Raw genomic sequence first — 14,729 nt, 5'->3', positions numbered from 1 at the left:
CCGCTTCGCGGCCGCACCGGGATGACGATGTCGGAGAGAGGAAGCCCGGGACAGCCGGCCGCCTCTCTCTTTCCCGTCATTCCGGAGCCGCGCAGCGGACTCCGGAAGCCACGCGATGCGTCGGGCGCTGCGCCTCAGTTCCCGAGGAACTTGTTCAGCTCGACCCGCAGCTCGCCGTAGCCGAGCTTTTCGTACACCGGCTTGGTCGCCTCCACGAACGGCGTCACGTCGATCTCGGTGACCGTCATGCCCTTGGCCTGCATCTGCTTCTCGTAGTCGGCGAGCGATGCCTCGGTGCCGCGCGAGGCGATGTCGCCGGCCTTGAGGGCCTCGTCGCGGACCAGCGCCTGCAGGTCGGCCGGCAGTCCGTCGAACCAGGCGGCGCTGGTCACCACGCCGGTGATCAGGTTGATGTGGCCGCTCTTGGTCAGGTACTTGGCCACCTCGTAGTGCTTGGAGTTGTACACCGCCGGGCTCTGCGCCTCGAGAGCGTCGATCACCTTCTGCTGCATGGCGGTATAGACCTCGGCCCAGCCCATCGGGGTCGGAGTGGCCCCCATCGCCCGGATGGTCTCCATCCACACCGGCGCGCCCGGCGTGCGCATGCGGATGCCGGCGAGGTCGGCCGGCACCCTGACCGGCACGTTGGTCACCAGGTGGCGCTCGCCCTGCCACCAGTTGAACGACAGCACCTGCAGGCCGGCCGCCTTGCGCAGCTTCTCGACCCAGGTCTCGAACATCGGCGAGGTCACGACCTTGCGCACCCCGTCATAGCCGGACGCGAGGTACGGCGCCCCGAGGACGCCGAACTCCTTGGTGTAGACGGCGAGCCGGCCGCCGTCGACGACCACCGCCACGCCGGCGCCGGCGCGGGCCTGCTCCAGCACGTCCTCGTCCTTGCCGAGCTGCGAGCCCGGGAACAGCCGGACCGCGATCTTGCCGCCCGAGCCCTTCTCGACATTCTCCTTGAACGCGTTCAGGCCCTTGAACAGCGGGTCCTGCGGCTGCAGCGCGGTGTTGACGTTCAGCGTGTAGTCCGCCGCCAGGGCGACCCCGGTCGCCCCGATTCCCGCCGCCCCGATTCCCGCCGCACCGATCCCCGCCGCCACGATCGCGCCGATCGCCGCGGCGCGCAGAGTCCTCGTCACCATGGTCATCGTTTCCTCCTGCGCCCCTGCTGTGTGGCCCTGTCCGGGCCCGATTGCCCGCCCGTGTCGGGCGTTGATGCTTGGTTAGAATGCTAGTATGGTAGTATGGTTGAAATCGAATGACAATGCCGTCCCGGCTTTGGTGCAGAATCGCCGGCAACAGGGACGCAACGAGCCGCAAAGGGGACGGCGATGCTCAATCCGATCAGCCAGGACGGGCCGGAATCCGTCGCCAGCCGGGTGTTCAAGGAGCTGCGCAGCGCCATCGTCGAGATGGCCTTCCGGCCCGGCCAGGCGCTGTCGGAGAAGGACGTCGCCGACCGGTTCGGCGTCAGCCGCCAGCCGGTGCGCGAGGCGTTCATCAAGCTGAGCGAGGCCGGCCTGCTCAGCATCCGCCCGCAGCGCGGCACCTACGTCGTCAAGATCTCGGCCCGCCAGGTCTACGACGTGCGGTTCGTGCGCGAGGCAGTCGAGGTCGCCGTGGTGCGCAAGGCCGCCCTCGAGCTGCCCGGCAGCGCGGTCCGCGCCCTGCGCGAGACCGTGAACGCGCAACGCAAGGTCGCCTCGGACGAGCGCCCGGACCGGTTCTTCCCGCTCGACGAGGCGTTCCATCGCGGCCTCGCGCTCGGCGTCGGCTGCGAGTACGCCTGGCACGTGGTCGAGGACATGAAGGCGCAGATGGACCGGGTGCGCTATCTCAGCCTGCCCGAAGCCACGCCGCTGTCCCGGCTGATCGACCAGCACGAGGCGATCGTGGACGCCATCGCGGCGCATGATCCGGCGGGGGCGGAAGCGGCGATGCGCACCCACCTGAGCGAAATCCTGACTTCGCTGCCCACGCTCGCCGAACGGTTCCCCGACCTGTTCGAGCCCGAGCCGTCCGACCTGGCCGAGTCTGCCGCATGACCGGGGCCGGCTTGATGCGCCCGTCGCGCCGTGGGTCCCGGATCGGTCGCGCCGGAGCGGCGCGTCCGTCCGGGATGAGGACAGGGGTTGAGAGCCTTCCTTCTCACCTCATCCCGGCCGTAGCGGCAAAGCCGCGGAGAGCCGGGCCCCATGCGACAGCGTTCGTCCGCCGCTCCCCCATCGTCCCCGCCACCGAGAAACCGGCACGCCCATGAAGATCGAGAGCGCCCGCGTCATCGTCACCTGCCCCGGCCGCAACTTCGTCACCCTGAAGATCGAGACCGACCAGGGGCTGCACGGGATCGGCGACGCCACCCTGAACGGGCGCGAGCTGGCGGTCGCCTCGTACCTGACCGACCATGTGATCCCCTGCCTGATCGGCCGCGACGCCCACCGCATCGAGGACCTCTGGCAGTTCCTCTACAAGGGCGCCTACTGGCGCCGCGGGCCGGTGACCATGGCGGCGATCGCCGCGGTCGACACCGCGCTGTGGGACCTCAAGGCCAAGGCCCTGGGCGTTCCGCTCTACCAGCTGCTCGGCGGCCGCAGCCGCGACGGCGCCATGGTCTACGCCCATGCCAACGGCCGCGACCTGGCCGAGACCGTCGACCGGGTCGGCGAGTACCTGGAAAAGGGCTACAAGGCGGTCCGCGCCCAGTCCGGCATCCCCGGGGTCGCGGGCGTCTACGGTATCGGCAAGAAGGACGGTCACTACGAGCCGGCGACCAAGGGCCTGCCGCAGGAGTCGATCTGGGCGACCGAGCCCTACCTGGACTTCACCCCGAAGCTGTTCGAGGCGCTGCGCGACAAGTACGGCATGGGCCCGCACCTGCTGCACGACGTCCACCACCGGCTGACCCCGATCGAGGCGGCGCGCCTGGGCAAGAGCCTGGAGCCGTACCGGCTGTTCTGGATGGAGGACCCGACCCCAGCCGAGAACCAGGAGAGCTTCCGGCTGATCCGGCAGCATACGGTGACGCCGGTCGCGGTCGGCGAGGTGTTCAACACCATCTGGGACTGCAAGGACCTGATCGAGGGGCAGCTGATCGACTACATCCGCGCCTCGGTGGTGCATGCCGGCGGCATCACCCACCTGCGGCGGATCGCCGACCTGGCCGCTCTGTACGGCGTGCGCACCGGCTGCCACGGCGCCACCGACATGTCGCCGGTGTGCATGGGGGCGGCCCTGCACTTCGCGCTCTGGGTCCCGAACTTCGGGGTGCAGGAGCACATGGCGCACGAGCCGCTGACCGACGAGGTGTTCCCGCACGCCTACCGGTTCGAGGACGGCTACATGCACCCGGGCGAGACGCCCGGCCACGGCGTCGAGATCGACGAGACGCTGGCCGCGAAATACCCCTACGAGCCGGCCCAGCTGCCGGTCGCCCGGCTGCCCGACGGCACGCTCTGGAGCTGGTGAGGGTCAGCGCTCTCTTCTTCCCCTCATCCCGGGCGAGCGAAGCGTGACCCGGGACCTATCGGCCAGTGTCCCTCGGGGTCCCGGATCGACCGCGCCGGGGGCGGCGCAGTCGTCCGGGATGAGGGCGAGAGGAAACGGCTACTGCCGCGGCAGCTTGCTCTCGACCACCTTGGCGAAGAACGACGCGCCGACCGGCAGCACCTCGTCGTTGAAGTCGTACTTCGGGTGGTGCAGGCCGTAGTCCTTGCCGGGCGCGCCGCCGCCGAGCCACACGAACGCGCCGGGGCGCTTGGCGAGCATGATCGAGAAGTCCTCGCTGCCCATGGCCAGCTCCGGCTCGCGGTCGACCTTGTCGCCGCCGACGATCTGGTCGCCGATCCCGGCGGCGAAGTCGGCCTCGTCGACCGCATTGACGGTCGGCGGGACGCCGCGCAGGTACTCCAGCTCGACCCGCGCGCCGTACATCCGGCCGACGCCGTCGCAGATCTCCTGCAGGCGCTTCTCGACCAGATCCTGGACCTCGGCGTCGAAGGTGCGGATCGAGGCGATCAGCTGGGCGCTCGCCGGGATGACGTTGTTGGCGGTGCCGGCGTGGAACTGGGTAATGCTCATCACCACCGACTTCAGCGGGTCGACGTTGCGGCTCACCACGGTCTGCACCGCCTGGTAGAGCTGGACGCCGACGGCGATCGGGTCGACCCCGTCATGCGGCCGGGCGGCGTGGGCGCCCTTGCCGTGCACGGTCATGGTCGCGCGGTCGGCCGACGCCAGGATCGGGCCGCCGCGGAACGCCATGGTGCCGGCCGGCAGGTGCGGTGCGTTGTGGATGCCGAACACGCTGTCGCACGGGAACCGCTCGAACAGCCCGTCCTCGACCATCTTCTTGGCGCCGCCGCGGCCCTCCTCGGCCGGCTGGAAGATGAAGTGCACGGTGCCGTCGAAGTTCCGGGTCTCGGCCAGGTACTTGGCAGCCCCCAGCAGCATGGTGGTGTGGCCGTCGTGGCCGCAGGCGTGCATGCGGTTCTCGATGGTCGAGCGGTAGGGAACGTCGCTCTCCTCCTGCATCGGCAGGGCGTCCATGTCGGCGCGCAGGCCGACGGTGCCGGTGCCGCTGCCGGTACCGCGCAGCACCCCGACGACGCCGGTCTCGCCGATCCCCCGGTGCACCTCGATGCCCCAGGATTCCAGCTTCTCGGCGACGATCGCCGAGGTCCGGAACTCCTCGAGCCCGATCTCCGGATGGGCGTGGAAGTCGCGCCGCCACTCGGTCATCTCGTCGTGGAAGTCGGCAATGCGGTTGTTGATGGGCATCGGGGTCTCCGGCAGGGGTTCGTTCGGAAAGGACGGGCGGCGGGGGCCGGCAGGATGCCCGCTCCCCGCAGCGCCCGACGATCGGCGTGGTTGCCGCGATGGTAGAGCGCCCCGACCACCGAAGACCAGAGGGATCGGAGGAGTCCTCGATCAGCCCCCGGCGGCGACCCGGCGCCGGCACAGCTTCGGCGCGTACGCCAGCAGGTAGACCCCGAACGCCATGATCCACCCGGCCCCTGAAAGGGCGATCGCCGTCCCGTACAGGTCGGGTACCAGAGCGGCGGTCACCCGCAGCGCCGCGGTGACGGTGATCAGCAGGTAGACGGCGGCGGTCGCCCGGTCGGCGGTCAGCGCCCGGCCGGTGTGGCCGAGGGTCGCCCTGGTCATCATCGCCAGCATCATCGTGCCCATCGCGCCGGCGGCGAAGGCGTGCAGCACCGCCGCCTCCGGCACCGCCTCGGGCGCGAGCGCCGCCCCGGCCATCAGGGCGAAGCCGACCGGAACCCACAGGTAGCCGAGGTGCAGCACCCAGACCAGCGGCTCGGCCCCGGTCCGCCAGCCGCGCCAGCGCAGCAGCCGGACCGCGTGCCCGGCCGCGACGACGGCCGCCAGGACCCCGGTCTCGAATGACGTCGACCAGCCGAGCCACGCCGCGAACGCCACCGACGTCGCCAGCAGCACGGCGACGTCGAAGCGGGCCGGCTCGACCGGCAGCGGGCCGCCGCGGCCGGTGTTCATCAGCCAGTTGCGGGTGAAGGCGGGGATGATCCGCCCGCCGATCACCGCGACCAGCAGCACGATCGCCGCCAGTCCGAGTTCGGCCCCGAAGTCGCCGCCGGCAGTCAGCAGGCCGGCCGCCTCGGCATGGAACAGCAGGTTGCCGGTCAGCAGCAGCATCGGACCGGCCACCACCGGCAGGTTCCGCCAGTTGCGGCTGGCCCGCACCTGCCAGCCGGTGCGCACCGCCAGGATCGCGAGGAACGCCAGGTCGACGGCAATGACCGCCGGCAGCCCGACGGAATCCGGGACCAGCATGACGGCCCGTCCGAGCGCCCAGGCTACGACCAGCAGCGCCAGCCCGCCGCCGACCAGCTTAGGCTGCCCGGTCCAGCTCGGGACCGCGGTAAGCAGGAAGCCGCCGACGACGGCGGCCCCCACCCCGAACACCATCTCGTGGGCATGCCAGAGGAGCGGCCCGTACACGGTTCCGCCGGGCGACAGCCGGCCATCGAGGGCGGCCAGCCAGATCGCCAGGGCCGCCACGGCCCAGGCGGCACCGGCCAGGAAGAACGGGCGGAACCCGACCTCCAGCACCGCCAGGCTGGGCGGCGCCGGCCGGGGACGGGTGGCGAAGGCGTCGGTCATGACACTCTCCGTGCAGAATCGGTGGTTTCCGGCGGAATGGCACGGGCCAGGTCCGCCGCGAGTTCGTCCTCCGGCTGTGCGTAGGAGCGGGCCGCCTCGGCGACCGTCATGAACGGCGCCATGACGCAGCCGGGACACGCCATGCGGCGACGGTGGAACACCGGGACGGTTTCCGGCCATCGCGCCATCACGTCGTCGACGGTCATCGACAGCAGTTCGGTTCGGGTCATCGCGAGCCTCATCCGGCGGGACGAATGCAGCACGATCACCCTACCGACCTCGCGGTCGACAGCGTTGCGCTGGCGCAACTTCCCCGGACTCGAAGCCTCAGGCCTGCTCGGCGATCTCCACCAGCCGATGCGGCTGCGCGATCGTCAGGTACGAGCCGCGCTTGCCGGAGACGATCCCCTCCTGCTCCCAGGCGGCGAGCGTCCGGCTGACGGTGTGCAGCGTCGTCGCCGTCATCTCCGCCAGGTCGTTGCGGGAGATCGCGAACGGGATCTCGACGCCGCCCTCGATCCGCCGACCGGACTGCCGGGCCATGCGCAGCAGGGTCGAGGCGATCCGCCGCTCGACCCGCTGGGTGGCGATCTCGCTCAACCGCGCCTGCAGCTCCTCGACCCGGCCGCCGACCACCGCGACCGCGTTCAGGGCGATCGCCGGGAACCGGGTCATCAGCTCGGCCGTGCGCCCGGCGCTCCAGGCCAGGATCACGCAATCCTCGATGGCGAGCGGAGTGGCCGGGAACGGGATGCGTCGCAGCACCGCGACGGTGCCGACCATGTCGCCCGGCCCCATGAACCGCAACACCACGTTCTGGCCGTCCGGCGTGGCCTGGTCGAGTCGCAGGCGGCCCCAGCCGAGCACATAGCTGTGCGCCGCGTCCTCGCCCTGCCGGAACAGCACCTCGCCCTTCTCGAGCTTGCGCTCGTGCGCCTCACGCGCCACCGCCTCGAGTTCGTCGGGGCGCAGGCCCTTGAAGAGCGGAACCCGCTCCAGCACCGTAACCCGGGCCGGGATGTCCATGGCATCGCTCCTCGCGGCCGGCATTCGCCGTGAGTAATGCGGCGGCGGCACCTTCCGGTCAACTCATGGCCGGATTCGACAGCTCGCGACGGGAGACAGGCGCGCCGATACCGGTCATAACAGGGCCTGCCGGCGGCGCCGCCGGCGTGCCACATCCGGACCGAAGTCATGGACCGCAACGCCCTGAAGACCCACGCCGACCGCGTCCTCGACGAGGTCGCGATTCCCGAGCTGCCGAACCACTACCGCGGCAAGGTACGGGAGAACTACGACCTGCCCGACGGCCGGCGCATCATCATCGCCACCGACCGGCTGAGCGCCTTCGACGTCTCCCTTGCGGCGATCCCGTTCAAGGGCGAGGTGCTGACCCGGACGGCGCGGTACTGGTTCGACGCCACCGCCGACATCTGCCCGAACCACGTGCTGGAGTATCCCGACCCCAACGTGGTGGTCGGCCGCCGGCTCGACATTCTGCCGGTCGAGATCGTGGTGCGCGACTACCTGGCCGGTACCACCTCGACCTCGATCCTGTCGATGTACAAGGCCGGCAAGCGCGAGATGTACGGCGTGCGCCTGCCCGACGGGCTGGCCGACAACGCCAGGCTGCCCCGGACCATCATCACCCCGACCAGCAAGGCCGCCTACGGCGCCCACGACGAGCCGCTGACCCCGGAAGAGATCCTCGGCCGCGACCTGCTTACCGCCGGGCAGTGGGAGACGGTATGCCGCTATGCGCTGGCGCTGTTCGCCCGCGGCCGGGCGATCGCCGCCGAACGCGGGCTGATCCTGGTCGACACCAAGTACGAGTTCGGGACCGACCGCGACGGCAACATCGTGCTGGCCGACGAGATCCACACGCCCGACAGCAGCCGCTATTGGTTCCAGGCCAGCTATGCCGACCGGCTCGCGCGCGGCGAGCGGCCGGAGAGCTTCGACAAGGACTTCATGCGCAACTGGGTGGTGGCGCGCTGCGACCCGTACAAGGATCCGATCCCGGAGATCCCGCAGGAGGTCGTGCTGCAGACCGCCGAGGTCTACATCCAGGCCTACGAGACCATCACCGGCCGGGAGTTCGAGATCCCGGCGATGGAAGGCACCGTGCTCGACCGGATCCGGCGCAACCTGGCGAAGTACTTCTGAGGCCGACGCGCCCGTCGCTCCGTGGGTTCCGGCTCGGCCGCGCTTGCGCGTGTCCGTCCGGAATGACGACAGGAGGATGAGAGCGCCGACGCCGTTCTTTTCCCGTCGTCATTCCGGACCGGACCGCCAGCAGCGGGACGGAGCCGGAACCCACGAAGCGACGGGCGTTCTTCGCTCGGCCTACTCCGCCGCAGCCGCGGCCGCCCGACGCGCTCGCAGGACCGAGACCAGCGGCCAGACCGCCGACACCAGGGTCAGCGCCAGGAACGCCACCACGATCGGCCGTTCCAGGAACCGCAGCCAGTCGTGGTCGAAGATGATCAGCGACTGCTTGAGGCTGTTCTCGACCAGCTCGCCCAGGATCAGCCCCATGATGATCGGCGCCGCCGCGAAGCCGTAGCGCTTCAGCACGAAGCCGAGCAGGCCGGCCCCGACCATGATCCACACGTCGAGCACCGACTGCTCGAGCGCGTAGGCCCCGATGCAGGCCAGCACGAACACCGACGGCCACAGGAAGGTGATCGGGATCAGCGTCACCCGCGCGAACAGCTTGGCGCCGATCAGGCCGAACACCCCGAACACCAGGTTGGCCAGCAGCATCGCCAGGAAGATCGCGTACAGCAGCGTCGGGGTCTCGGTGAACAGGTGCGGCCCCGGCCGCAGGCCGTGCACCAGCAGGGCACCGAGGATGATCGCGGTGGTGGCGCTGCCGGGAATGCCGAGCGCCAGGGTCGGCACCATGGCGGCGCCGGTGGCGGCGTTGTTGGCGGTCTCGGGCCCGGCGATGCCCCGAATGTCGCCCTTGCCGAACCGCGACTTGTCCTTGGCCCAGCGCTTGGCCTCGTTGTAGCCGATCATGGCGGCCACCGTGCCGCCCTCGGCCGGCAGCAGGCCGATGAAGGTGCCGATGCCGCACGAGCGCAGGATGGTCGAGGCGCACTTGCGGAAGTCGTCCAGCGACGGCAGCCGCACCGCGTCCAGGACCGCCCGGACCTTAACCCGGTCGAGCTGGCCGGCCTGCGTGAGGAACTCGCAGCCGGCGAACAGGCCGATCATCACCGGGATGAAGTGGATGCCCTCGGACAGTTCCCAGAATCCGAAGGTGAAGCGGTCGACGCCGGTGGTGAAGTCCATGCCGACGGTCGCCAGCAGCACGCCGAAGGCGCCGCCGATCAGGTTCTTGACCGCCGACTCGCCGCTGATCGTCGCCAGCATCGACAGCCCGAACAGCGCCAGCGCGAAGTACTCCGGCGGCCCGAAGTCGTAGGCCACCCGGGCCAGCAGCGGGGCCGCCACGATCAGTACGATCACGCTGAAGATGCCGCCGATCACGCTCGACATGGCCGCCATGCCGAGCGCCAGCCCGGCCCGGCCCTGCTGCGCCAGCGGATAGCCGTCGAACGCCGTGGCGGCGGCCGGCGGCGCGCCCGGCGCGTTCACCAGGATCGCGGTGATCGAGCCGCCGTAGGTGCCGGCACAATACAGCGCGCTCAGCAGCGCGATCGCCGGGATCGGGTCCATGGTCAGGGTGAACGGCAGCAGCAGCGCGGTCGCCATGGTCGAGCTCAGGCCCGGCATGGCGCCCACCATCACCCCGCCGAGGGTGCCGACCAGCACCAGGCCGATCAGATAGGGGTCGAGAAACGCCGCACCGGCGGCCAGGAACGCGTCCATCGTCGAGACCCGGAATGAGGTTCAGTTGATGCCGAGCAGGCCGGCGTCGAAGTGCACGCCGAGGCCGAGCACGAAGACCACGTAGATCGCCGCCGGGAACAGCACCGCGAACGGGACCAGCCGGCGCCAGCGCCGCTCGCCCCACAGCACCGGCATGCCGGCCGCGAACAGCACCATCGCGGCGATGAAGCCGAGGGTGTCGAACGCGATCACGAACGCCACCATCATGGCGGCGGTCACCCAGACCATCGGCCTGATCGGGCCCTTGCGCGCCGAGTCGATGCGGAACGACATCGCCGCCAGCCCCGCCGACAGCACCGCGATCACCCCGATCACCAGGCGCGGGAAGGTCGCCGGCTGGACGTTCTGGGCGACCGCCGCCGGCGCCTTCGCGAACCCGAGCGTGACGGCGTAGGCGACGACGCAGAACGCCAGGATGGCGAGTGCGACGATCAGGTCGCGGGGGAGCCGGGCCGCCGGCATGGCGGCCCTCCCCTCGCCCCGGGGCATGCCCATGGCCCCGCCCTCACAGCATGCCGAGCTCGGTCAGCGCGGTCCTGCTCTCGTCGTGGATGCGGCGGATCTGCTTGTTCCAGACCTCGCGCCCGGCCACGCTCGACAGCGGCATGCCGCTGGTCGTCAGGTAGTTCTGATAGACCGAGTGCTTCATGGCCTTGAGCATGCCGGCCTCGAGCCGCGCCATCCGGTCCTCCGGCACGCCCGACAGCACCGCAAAGCCGCGCACCGTCGAAGCGAGCGCGTCGATGCCCTTGTCGCGCGCCGTCGGCACCCCCTCGAGCGCGGCGATCGGCTCCTCCGACAGGCTGGCGACGCCGCGGATCTCGCCGGCGGTGAACTGCGATTCGCCCTCGGCGTAGTTCAGCAGCGCCACGTCGACGTTGCCGCCGACCAGGTTGGTGACGATGTCGCCGCCGCCCTTGAACGGCACGATGGTGTAGGGGATGCCGCCGGCCGCCTTGGCGAAGTTGTGGATGCCGACATGGTCGGCGCCGCCGGCGAAGGTGGTCCCCCACTTCAGGCCGCCCTTGGCGTCCTTGGAGGCGGCGATCAGGTCCTCCAGGGTCTTGATCTTGCTGTTGGCGTTGACCGAGATCACCGTCGGGTCGTCGGTGGCCCGCGCGATCCCGACCAGGTCGTCGATGCCGAGCGGCACCTTCTTCTGGATGATCTGGAAGATGTGCGACTGGGTGATCGTCATCACCGTGTAGCCGTCGCGCGGCTGGCTGTTGGTGTACATCAGCGCCGCCGAGCCGCTGCCGCCGCGCTTGTTCACCACCACCAGGTCCTGGCCGAACTCCCGGCGGCCGCGCAGCATCATCATGCGCGTCGTGATGTCGGTACCGCCGCCGGGACCGGCATGGGTGACGACGTTGATGGTCTGCGACGGGAACTCCTCGGCCGCGAAGGCCGGGCGCGCAAGGCTCGGCAGCAGCAGCGAGCCGGCGCCGGCGGCCGCTCCCCGCAGCACGGTGCGTCGGGACGTTCGAACGGGTGTCGTCGTCATGGCTTCCTCCTCCGATGGCTCCGGGGACGTGCCGGAACGGCCGCCCCCTCGTTGATGTCGGGCCCTCTTGAGCGGGCCCTTGGGATCAGGCTCCCGTCCGACCGGAACCGGCGGACGGCCAAAGGCTATTCCGTGGTCCGGGTGGGCCGGCGGCCCGAGGCGTCGGCCTCGTCGAGCGTGTCCAGGAACCGCCGGCAGCCGTGCACCACGTGGATGCGCCCGGCCTCGCGCGCCGCGTCGGCGTCGCCGCGCTCGATCGCATCGAGGATGTCGCGATGCTCGGCCAGCGAGGCGTCGACATTCGGCACCTTCGACAGGCTGCGCCGGCGGAACAGGTGCATCTCCTTGACCACGCCCTCGTAGGCCGACCGGGCCCGGGCGTTGCCGGACATCTCCAGCAGACTGGCGTGGAACTCGACGTTCAGCCGGTAGTAGGTCGCGAGGTCGTCGCGGGCGACCGCCTCCTCCATGCCGACCACCTGGTCGTGCAGGGTCGCCAGCATGGCCTCGGTCCGCCGCCGCGCCACCCGCTCGCAGGCATAGGCGAAGATCGCGCCGCGCAGCTCGTACAGGCAGACCACCTCGTCCAGCCCGATGCTGCGCACGATCGCCCCGCGGTTGGCGATCACGCTGACCAGCCCGGCCAGTTCCAGGGCCCGGATCGCCTCGCGGACCGGGCCGCGGCTGACCCCCAGGCTGTCGGCCAGGGCCGCCTCGCCGATTTTCTCGCCGGCCTTGATCTCGCCGGTCAGGATCCGCCGCTCGATCTCGCGGTGGACCTGGGTGGTGAGCGTTTCGAACGCGCGGGCGTGGAACGGTTTGTCGGCGTCCGAGGTCATCGGCCCTCCCAATCTTGCTCGCGACGGTAGATTCCAGACAGTTTATTGTCAACAATCTGCCGGAGCGTTACGGTGCTTGCGCAAAGGCCGTCACCCGCGCTCACCTTGGGTGTCTGAACAAGCCTTCCCGGAGGAGACCCGCATGCCCATCGAGCGAGCCAGCACGGCGCTGTCCCGGTTCAAGGTGCTCGACCTGACCCGTGTCCGGTCGGGCCCGACCTGCGTCCGCCAGCTGGCGGACTGGGGCGCCGACGTCGTCAAGATCGAGATGCCGGTGACCGACGATGCCGGCCAGCTCGGCGGTCCGCGCGCCGGTTCCGACTTCCAGAACCTGCACCGCAACAAGCGGAGCCTGACGCTCGACCTGAAGAAGCCCGAGGGGCTGGAGGTCTTCCGCCGGCTGGCCAAGACCGCCGACGTGATCGTCGAGAACTTCCGGCCCGACGTGAAGCACCGCCTCGGCATCGACTACGAGACGCTCAGCGCCGACAACCCCGGCCTCGTGTACGCCTCGATCTCCGGATTCGGCCAGGACGGGCCGTACCGCGACCGGCCCGGCTTCGACCAGATCGCCCAGGGCATGGGCGGGCTGATGTCGATCACCGGCAAGCCCGGCGAGGGCCCGATGCGGGTCGGCATCCCGATCGCCGACCTGACCGCCGGCATCTTCGCCTCGCAGGGCATCATGCTGGCGCTGCTGGAGCGCGAGGTCTCGGGCAAGGGCCAGTGGATCCAGACCTCGCTGCTGCAGGCCCAGCTGTTCATGCTCGACTTCCAGGCGTCGCGCTGGCTGATGGACGGCGAGGTTCCCAAGCAGGCCGGCAACAACCACCCGACCAGCATCCCGACCGGCGTGTTCACCACCGCCGACGGCTACATGAACCTGGCGGTCGCCGGCCAGGAAATCTGGCTGCGGTTCTGCCGGGCGATCGACCGGATGGACCTGGCCGAGAACCCGGACTACGCGGACGGCAAGCTGCGCTCGCAGAACCGCGACGCCCTGAACGCCGCGATCGACGAGGTCACCCGCACCCGCTCGACCGCGGACTGGGTCGAGCGCTTCAACGCCGCCGGCGTGCCGTGCGGCGAGATCAACAACATCGACCAGGCCTTCGAGAACCCGCAGGTCAAGCATCTGGGGATCGCCCAGCCGGTCGACTCGCACGAGCGCGGCGCCAGCCACCTGGTCGGCCAGCCGATCATCATGAGCCGGACCCCGAGCCGGATCGCCGCCCCGCCGCCGACCGCCGGCGAGCACAGCGACGAGGTGCTGCGCGAGGCCGGCTACAACGACGAAGAGATCGCCGGCCTGCGCGCCGGCGGCGTGATCTGAGGGCTGCCGGGATGTCACAGGACCGACACGCGACGGAGGTGCCGGTGGGTTCCGGCTCCGTCCCGCCGACCGCGGTCCGGTCCGGAATGACGACAGGAAGGGGTGAGGCCACGCCCTTCCTGCGTACGCGACCGACGGAACGACTTCGCCTTCCTCCCGTGCCGTCATTCCGGACGGACGCGCCGCCCTCGGCGCGACCGAGCCGGAACCCACCCGCCGCTCGCCACTCCGTTTTGACAAAGGAACTCCACCCATGACCGACAAAATCCTGACCAGTATCGACGGTGCGATCGGTCGGATCGTCTTCAACCAGCCGGAGAAGCGGAACGCCGTCTCGCTCGAGATGTGGCTGGCGGTCGACGCCGCGCTGGACCGCTACGCCGCCGACGACAACGTCCGCGTCGTCATCCTGTCGGGCGCCGGCGGCAAGGCCTTCGTCTCAGGTGCCGACATCTCGAAGTTCGAGAGCGAGCGGGCCAGCGAAGAGGCGGTGGCGCACTACAACGAGACCACCGCGCGCGTCTACTCCAAGGTCCACGGCTTCCCGAAGCCGGTGATCGCGCAGATCGACGGGTTCTGCGTCGGCGGCGGCGCCGCCCTGGCGGTGTGCTGCGACATCCGGGTGTGCGGCGAGGGCTCGCAGTTCGCGGTGCCGGCCGCCAAGCTCGGCCTCGGCTACGCCTATGCCGGGCTGGAGCGGCTGGTCGCCCTGGTCGGTCCGGCCTTCGCCAAGGAGATCTTCTTCACCGCCGACCGGTTCAGCGCCGAGGACGCCAAGGTTATGGGGCTGGTCAACCGGGTGGTCCCGGACGGCGAGGTCGAGGCGTTCTGCACCGCGATGGCCAACCGGATCGCCGGCAACGCGCCGCTGACCGTCGGTTCGGTCAAGTTCATCGTCGGCGAGACGGTGAAGGCGGAGTCAGATCGCGACCTGCAGAAGTGCGCCGATCTGGTCAAGGCCTGCTTCGACAGCCAGGACTACATCGAGGGCCGGCGCGCCTTCATGGAGAAGCGCAAGCCCAACTTCATCGGAGCCTGACCG

Annotated in this window: 14 protein-coding genes; 5 read left to right on the top strand and 9 right to left on the bottom strand. The window is 70.2% G+C overall.

All coding sequences use genetic code 11. The features are described 5' to 3' along the window. Positions 1 to 134: 134 nt before the first annotated feature. Entirely contained in the window at positions 135 to 1,157 is a 1,023-nt protein-coding gene (locus tag IE246_RS13360; protein WP_189990341.1) for a C4-dicarboxylate TRAP transporter substrate-binding protein, read from the bottom strand. Positions 1,158 to 1,340: 183 nt separating this feature from the next. On the opposite strand from IE246_RS13360, the gene IE246_RS13355 reads away from it, so the two are divergent. Together IE246_RS13355 and manD are read left to right on the top strand one after the other, a co-directional pair. Beyond that, on the top strand, positions 1,341 to 2,054 hold the full coding sequence (locus tag IE246_RS13355; protein WP_189990339.1) for a GntR family transcriptional regulator: 714 nt from the start codon (positions 1,341 to 1,343) through the stop codon (positions 2,052 to 2,054). 211 nt (positions 2,055 to 2,265) lie between these two features. Next, positions 2,266 to 3,474: a D-mannonate dehydratase ManD gene (gene manD, locus IE246_RS13350; RefSeq protein WP_189990338.1), complete on the top strand. Its 1,209-nt coding sequence runs from the start codon at positions 2,266 to 2,268 to the stop codon at positions 3,472 to 3,474. Positions 3,475 to 3,612: 138 nt separating this feature from the next. Here the strand turns inward: manD and IE246_RS13345 are convergent, their stop codons facing one another. The 4 genes from IE246_RS13345 to IE246_RS13330 all read right to left on the bottom strand — a co-directional run bounded on the left by IE246_RS13345 (position 3,613) and on the right by IE246_RS13330 (position 7,176). After that, positions 3,613 to 4,785 (bottom strand): M20 aminoacylase family protein, encoded by a 1,173-nt coding sequence (locus tag IE246_RS13345; RefSeq protein WP_189990335.1) that lies wholly within the window; start codon positions 4,783 to 4,785, stop codon positions 3,613 to 3,615. 150 nt (positions 4,786 to 4,935) lie between these two features. Further along, positions 4,936 to 6,150, bottom strand: coding sequence for an NnrS family protein (locus IE246_RS13340; RefSeq protein ID WP_189990333.1), 1,215 nt, complete (start codon positions 6,148 to 6,150; stop codon positions 4,936 to 4,938). Next, positions 6,147 to 6,419: a DUF1858 domain-containing protein gene (locus IE246_RS13335; protein WP_229837065.1), complete on the bottom strand. Its 273-nt coding sequence runs from the start codon at positions 6,417 to 6,419 to the stop codon at positions 6,147 to 6,149. Before IE246_RS13335 ends, IE246_RS13340 begins: the two co-directional genes overlap by 4 nt. Positions 6,420 to 6,477: 58 nt before the next feature. Then, entirely contained in the window at positions 6,478 to 7,176 is a 699-nt protein-coding gene (locus IE246_RS13330; RefSeq protein WP_229837058.1) for a Crp/Fnr family transcriptional regulator, read from the bottom strand. A 168-nt stretch (positions 7,177 to 7,344) separates the two neighbouring features. On the opposite strand from IE246_RS13330, the gene IE246_RS13325 reads away from it, so the two are divergent. Continuing rightward, positions 7,345 to 8,316, top strand: a complete 972-nt coding sequence (locus tag IE246_RS13325) for a phosphoribosylaminoimidazolesuccinocarboxamide synthase (protein WP_189990329.1) — start codon at positions 7,345 to 7,347, stop codon at positions 8,314 to 8,316. Between the two features lie 180 nt (positions 8,317 to 8,496). Here IE246_RS13325 and IE246_RS13320 read toward each other — a convergent pair whose 3' ends face one another. From IE246_RS13320 to IE246_RS13305, 4 genes are all read right to left on the bottom strand, one after another. Further along, positions 8,497 to 9,990 carry a tripartite tricarboxylate transporter permease gene (locus tag IE246_RS13320; protein ID WP_189990327.1) on the bottom strand — a complete coding sequence of 498 codons (1,494 nt, stop codon included), beginning with the start codon at positions 9,988 to 9,990 and terminating at the stop codon, positions 8,497 to 8,499. 21 nt (positions 9,991 to 10,011) lie between these two features. Continuing rightward, entirely contained in the window at positions 10,012 to 10,473 is a 462-nt protein-coding gene (locus IE246_RS13315) for a tripartite tricarboxylate transporter TctB family protein (protein ID WP_189990325.1), read from the bottom strand. Between the two features lie 43 nt (positions 10,474 to 10,516). Beyond that, the gene (locus tag IE246_RS13310; RefSeq protein WP_189990323.1) at positions 10,517 to 11,515 is read right to left on the bottom strand and encodes a Bug family tripartite tricarboxylate transporter substrate binding protein; all 999 of its coding nucleotides are present in this window, start codon (positions 11,513 to 11,515) and stop codon (positions 10,517 to 10,519) included. A 125-nt stretch (positions 11,516 to 11,640) separates the two neighbouring features. Continuing rightward, positions 11,641 to 12,354: a GntR family transcriptional regulator gene (locus tag IE246_RS13305; protein WP_189990321.1), complete on the bottom strand. Its 714-nt coding sequence runs from the start codon at positions 12,352 to 12,354 to the stop codon at positions 11,641 to 11,643. 142 nt (positions 12,355 to 12,496) lie between these two features. Between IE246_RS13305 and IE246_RS13300 the strand changes: the two genes are divergently transcribed. Next, the gene (locus IE246_RS13300; RefSeq protein ID WP_189990319.1) at positions 12,497 to 13,687 is read left to right on the top strand and encodes a CaiB/BaiF CoA transferase family protein; all 1,191 of its coding nucleotides are present in this window, start codon (positions 12,497 to 12,499) and stop codon (positions 13,685 to 13,687) included. A 253-nt stretch (positions 13,688 to 13,940) separates the two neighbouring features. Next, positions 13,941 to 14,726 (top strand): enoyl-CoA hydratase, encoded by a 786-nt coding sequence (locus tag IE246_RS13295; RefSeq protein ID WP_189990317.1) that lies wholly within the window; start codon positions 13,941 to 13,943, stop codon positions 14,724 to 14,726. Positions 14,727 to 14,729 lie beyond the last annotated feature (3 nt).

This window comes from Thalassobaculum fulvum (assembly GCF_014652915.1).
Classification (GTDB): domain Bacteria; phylum Pseudomonadota; class Alphaproteobacteria; order Thalassobaculales; family Thalassobaculaceae; genus Thalassobaculum_A; species Thalassobaculum_A fulvum.
The sequence above is the reverse complement of the archived record's forward strand: the minus strand, read 5'-3'. Positions and strand labels throughout refer to the sequence as shown.

What these genes read in the sequence shown, in the direction of transcription:
- IE246_RS13360 (WP_189990341.1), bottom strand. Translation starts at nt 1,157, where the DNA reads ATGACCATGGTGACGAGGACTCTGCGCGCCGCGGCGATCGGCGCGATC.
- IE246_RS13355 (WP_189990339.1), top strand. Translation starts at nt 1,341, where the DNA reads ATGCTCAATCCGATCAGCCAGGACGGGCCGGAATCCGTCGCCAGCCGG.
- manD (WP_189990338.1), top strand. Translation starts at nt 2,266, where the DNA reads ATGAAGATCGAGAGCGCCCGCGTCATCGTCACCTGCCCCGGCCGCAAC.
- IE246_RS13345 (WP_189990335.1), bottom strand. Translation starts at nt 4,785, where the DNA reads ATGCCCATCAACAACCGCATTGCCGACTTCCACGACGAGATGACCGAG.
- IE246_RS13340 (WP_189990333.1), bottom strand. Translation starts at nt 6,150, where the DNA reads ATGACCGACGCCTTCGCCACCCGTCCCCGGCCGGCGCCGCCCAGCCTG.
- IE246_RS13330 (WP_229837058.1), bottom strand. Translation starts at nt 7,176, where the DNA reads ATGGACATCCCGGCCCGGGTTACGGTGCTGGAGCGGGTTCCGCTCTTC.
- IE246_RS13325 (WP_189990329.1), top strand. Translation starts at nt 7,345, where the DNA reads ATGGACCGCAACGCCCTGAAGACCCACGCCGACCGCGTCCTCGACGAG.
- IE246_RS13320 (WP_189990327.1), bottom strand. Translation starts at nt 9,990, where the DNA reads ATGGACGCGTTCCTGGCCGCCGGTGCGGCGTTTCTCGACCCCTATCTG.
- IE246_RS13315 (WP_189990325.1), bottom strand. Translation starts at nt 10,473, where the DNA reads ATGCCGGCGGCCCGGCTCCCCCGCGACCTGATCGTCGCACTCGCCATC.
- IE246_RS13310 (WP_189990323.1), bottom strand. Translation starts at nt 11,515, where the DNA reads ATGACGACGACACCCGTTCGAACGTCCCGACGCACCGTGCTGCGGGGA.
- IE246_RS13305 (WP_189990321.1), bottom strand. Translation starts at nt 12,354, where the DNA reads ATGACCTCGGACGCCGACAAACCGTTCCACGCCCGCGCGTTCGAAACG.
- IE246_RS13300 (WP_189990319.1), top strand. Translation starts at nt 12,497, where the DNA reads ATGCCCATCGAGCGAGCCAGCACGGCGCTGTCCCGGTTCAAGGTGCTC.
- IE246_RS13295 (WP_189990317.1), top strand. Translation starts at nt 13,941, where the DNA reads ATGACCGACAAAATCCTGACCAGTATCGACGGTGCGATCGGTCGGATC.